The following is a 3,894-nucleotide window of genomic DNA, read 5'->3' as shown; positions in this document are numbered from 1 at the left end:
ATTAATGTGGTTCCGTTAATTAGACCACTCAATTCAGTTTTATAAGTGATAAATCCGCTCTAAATATTTAAATTATGCTGCCATTACTTTTAGTAAATGTTGATCATAAAATTCATTCGGTGTGGCCTTATTCAAACTTGAATGAGGACGTATCATGTTATAAAAATCCAAATATTCCGCAATGGATTGTTTCGCTTGTTTAACTGTATCGTAAGCCTTCAAATAGACTTCCTCATGCTTCACGCTGCGCCATAAACGCTCAATCATCACATTATCCATCCATCGTCCTTTCCCATCCATACTGATACGGATATTTCGCAATTTTAACTCATTCAAAAATGCCTCGCTTGTGAATTGACTGCCTTGGTCTGTATTAAACACCTCAGGACAACCATATTTCACAATCGAATTGAGTAGAAAGTTCAGCGAGTGTGTGGTCGCCTTTAATTGCTGCGAGAGCAACTTTAACTTTAAACTCTGCTGAATGATTACGACGTTTTCTTCGTGTCATGGTTGATTCCAAAAACAAGCATTTCCCATGCTTATTGGGGAGTAGATTATCACTTATAGGCATGGTCTAAAATCCTAGACCCACATCAGATGTACAAATGCGACAGTAAATTAGATAGATTGGTTCAATATAAAGCATGTACATGGGTGCATTCGTTTATTTACCCTGCCCTGTTTTGGATATTGATCCATTTAAATGATGAGATTAAGCCAATAAATAAAGTAGCCCAACTTGAATAAAAAGCCTCTGACAAACCTCACAGGGTTGAAGTGCTGCCTTTCATTCAAAATTTCAGGCAGCACACTCATACATTTAAGCGTCGGTTTAAGCTGGTAGTTTACTCGCCAAAACATCTACTTTTTCAATAGACGGTGGCTCTGAAAATAGCTCTTCGGCCTGAGCCATCAACGCAGCTGCAACCTTGCCAGATAAATGTGCTTGGCGACCCGCCTCATCAGGAAATGCATCAAAAATACCAAATGTTGTAGGTCCAAGACGTAGGCCAAACCACGCAACTGTCGCAGGTTCTTCCATTACAATAGGTAAACCACTTTTAAGGAAAGCTTCCACTTCGTCTTCTTTACCTGGTTTAGCTTCAAGACGGACATATAAAGCTGTTTTAAGCATGACTAAAACTCCACAATTGATTAGAATTCAAACTGATTCTGACATTACTAATGTATGCATATCAGAAAGTTTTGTTGTACAAAGGTTAAAAACAATTTTCCATAGCAGAGCCAAAATTTGGATGTTTATTTCGGCATAATGCTATGAATTTATTAAAGTTAATATCATTAACATTTGAATCAAAAAATATTGCTCAAGAAGCATTCAAGAACAACATGTACATCCTTATAACTATGAAAGTTATTTAGCTAGGAATTTGCTGTGAAACTCTATATGTTTCTCTATAAAGCTCGCAATGAAGTAATAGCTATGGTCATAGCCTTCTCTTAGGTTAAGTGTCAGAGGATATTCTTGTTCCAAACAAATATCACTAAGAAGCTTAGGCCTTAACTGTTCTTCAAGAAAATCATCAGCTGTTCCCTGGTCGACTAAAATAGGTAAATGAACTTCAGCGTTTTTGATTAATTCAATCGCATCATAGCTTTTCCATAAAGTTTCGGTTTCACCTAGGTAGTGTGTAAAAGCCTTTTTCCCCCAAGGTACTTGGCTAGGTGCAACAATTGGTGCAAAAGCAGAAATACTTTTATACAGCTCAGGATTTTTTAACCCAATGACTAATGCACCATGACCCCCCATGCTATGCCCCATAATGCTTTGGACTTGATTGGTCGGAAAATTCAGGTCAATCAGATTTCTGAGCTCTTCCACAATATAATCATACATTTTGAAATGCTGCGACCAGGGTGCTTGTGTTGCATTCACATAGAATCCTGCGCCTTGGCCTAAATCATAATCTGCATGATCTGGTACATCCTCTCCACGTGGGCTGGTATCTGGTGCAACAATAATGACTTTATGTTCAGCCGCATACTTTTGTGCTCCGGCTTTAGTAATAAAGTTCTGTTCGTTGCAAGTCAATCCTGATAACCAATATAACACTGGCAACCGCTCATCTTTGTCATGAGGTGGCAGATATATTGAGAATTTCATTGAACAGTTTAATGCTATTGACTGATGGCGATACACTTCTTGCGATCCACCAAAAGAAGCATGCTTCTCAATTATTTCCATAATCAATTACCTATGTTGAGCAAGACTTCATGAGAAATCAAGTAAACAAAGAGTCTTATATTCTCCACAGAGAATAGTGATAAAGATTTAAAATGTAGGCAGGTTTATTGAACCTATACACGATGCCTACACAGATAGATCGGTTTTACAGATGATGTGCCGTTTTAGAGGATTCCATGCATGTCATTCATGATGCACATGCATGGAAAAGTATAAGGTCTGACGCAATTATTCGTAATGAATTACAGTACGAATTGACTTACCTTCATGCATTAGATCAAAGGCTTCATTGATCTGATCCAAGCCCATCGTATGTGTCACAAATGGTTCTAATTGAATTTTACCTTTCATGGCATCTTCAACCATTCCTGGAAGTTGCGTACGACCTTTTACACCACCAAAGGCAGAACCTAGCCATTTACGACCAGTAACCAGTTGGAATGGACGGGTAGAGATTTCCTGACCTGCGCCAGCTACACCAATAATTACGGATTGTCCCCAGCCACGGTGTGCACTTTCAAGGGCTGCACGCATTACATTCACGTTACCAATACATTCAAATGAATGATCTACACCCCAGCCAGTCATTTCTACAATGACTTGCTGGATTGGTTTATCGTAGTCTTTAGGATTCAAGAAGTCCGTTGCACCAAACTCTTTTGCCAGCGCAAATTTATCTGGATTCGTGTCAACCACAATAATACGTCCTGCTTTAGCTTGACGTGCGGCTTGTACGACTGCCAGACCAATACCACCTAAACCAAAGACCGCAACACTATCACCTTCTTGTACTTTAGCCGTGTTGTGTACTGCACCGATACCCGTTGTGACACCACAACCTAGTAAGCAGACATGTTCGTGATTGGCTTCAGGATTGATTTTAGCCAATGATACTTCTGCCACTACCGTGTATTCACTGAACGTTGAGCAGCCCATATAGTGGTAAATCGGTTGACCATTGTAGGAAAAACGAGTGGTGCCATCTGGCATTACGCCTCTACCTTGAGTTTCGCGAACGGAAATACACAAGTTAGATTTTCCAGATTTACAGAATACGCACTCGCCACATTCAGCGGTGTAAAGTGGAATTACATGATCACCTGGTTTGACGCTAGTCACGCCTTCACCCACCTCAACGACAACACCAGCACCTTCATGCCCGAGAATAGCCGGAAAAACACCTTCAGGATCATCGCCAGACAAAGTAAATGCATCTGTATGACACACACCAGTATGGGAGATCTTGATTAATACTTCACCTTTCTTTGGTGGTGCAACATCAACTTCAACAATTTGAAGAGGTTGACCAGGACCAAACGCAACAGCAGCACGTGACTTCATGGAATAATTCCTTATACAGATCTATTTTAAATATGATTTTAGAATCTTGGCGATTTCAGCCAGTTCTTCTTTTCGTTGTTGTTCTGTGGTTTCACCTGATACTAAAGTGTCCTTTAAATGAACCTCTAACATCTCATTCATTAAACCATTAATAGCACCACGCACAGAGCATATTTGTTGCAGAATTGCACCACATTCCACATTGTCTTCTAACGCTTTTTCAATCGCTTGCGTCTGACCTTTGATCTTTCTGACGCGTAGAAGAATCTTTTTTTTGTCTTCAACCTGATTAGGCATCAGACCTCCTTACTTGCTAGCATTAATACTATAGTACCCCATAGTAT

The 3,894-nt window shown here is 39.8% G+C and carries 5 protein-coding genes and 1 pseudogene; all 6 read right to left on the bottom strand.

Features of this window, described 5'->3' with window-relative positions; all coding sequences use genetic code 11:
* Positions 1-72: 72 nt before the first annotated feature.
* Positions 73-411, bottom strand: a pseudogene (locus GBN19_RS15025) (transposase); the annotation flags it as partial.
* A complete protein-coding gene (locus tag GBN19_RS16280) occupies positions 383-511 on the bottom strand; it encodes a hypothetical protein (protein ID WP_266095392.1) in 129 nt (42 codons plus the stop codon). The pseudogene GBN19_RS15025 and the gene GBN19_RS16280, both read right to left, overlap by 29 nt.
* A gap of 324 nt (positions 512-835) precedes the next feature.
* Positions 836-1,138: a putative quinol monooxygenase gene (locus GBN19_RS15020; protein ID WP_151711045.1), complete on the bottom strand. Its 303-nt coding sequence runs from the start codon at positions 1,136-1,138 to the stop codon at positions 836-838.
* A gap of 240 nt (positions 1,139-1,378) precedes the next feature.
* On the bottom strand, positions 1,379-2,209 hold the full coding sequence (gene fghA / locus GBN19_RS15015; protein ID WP_000402510.1) for an S-formylglutathione hydrolase: 831 nt from the start codon (positions 2,207-2,209) through the stop codon (positions 1,379-1,381).
* A 228-nt stretch (positions 2,210-2,437) separates the two neighbouring features.
* Complete coding sequence (locus GBN19_RS15010; protein ID WP_087545647.1) at positions 2,438-3,550, bottom strand: S-(hydroxymethyl)glutathione dehydrogenase/class III alcohol dehydrogenase; 1,113 nt, start codon at positions 3,548-3,550, stop codon at positions 2,438-2,440.
* A 21-nt stretch (positions 3,551-3,571) separates the two neighbouring features.
* On the bottom strand, positions 3,572-3,847 hold the full coding sequence (locus GBN19_RS15005; RefSeq protein WP_001133624.1) for a metal/formaldehyde-sensitive transcriptional repressor: 276 nt from the start codon (positions 3,845-3,847) through the stop codon (positions 3,572-3,574).
* Between the last annotated feature and the right edge of the window lie 47 nt (positions 3,848-3,894).

The organism is Acinetobacter brisouii (genome assembly GCF_008993995.1).
GTDB classification, from domain to species: domain Bacteria; phylum Pseudomonadota; class Gammaproteobacteria; order Pseudomonadales; family Moraxellaceae; genus Acinetobacter; species Acinetobacter brisouii_A.
Note: the sequence above shows the minus strand (reverse complement) of the source record. Positions and strands in the feature narration are given on the sequence as shown.

Excerpts from the sequence above, each read along its gene's own strand:
- GBN19_RS15005 (WP_001133624.1), bottom strand. The coding sequence starts at position 3,847 with ATGCCTAATCAGGTTGAAGACAAAAAAAAGATTCTTCTACGCGTCAGA.
- GBN19_RS16280 (WP_266095392.1), bottom strand. The coding sequence starts at position 511 with ATGACACGAAGAAAACGTCGTAATCATTCAGCAGAGTTTAAAGTTAAA.
- GBN19_RS15020 (WP_151711045.1), bottom strand. The coding sequence starts at position 1,138 with ATGCTTAAAACAGCTTTATATGTCCGTCTTGAAGCTAAACCAGGTAAA.
- fghA (WP_000402510.1), bottom strand. The coding sequence starts at position 2,209 with ATGGAAATAATTGAGAAGCATGCTTCTTTTGGTGGATCGCAAGAAGTG.
- GBN19_RS15010 (WP_087545647.1), bottom strand. The coding sequence starts at position 3,550 with ATGAAGTCACGTGCTGCTGTTGCGTTTGGTCCTGGTCAACCTCTTCAA.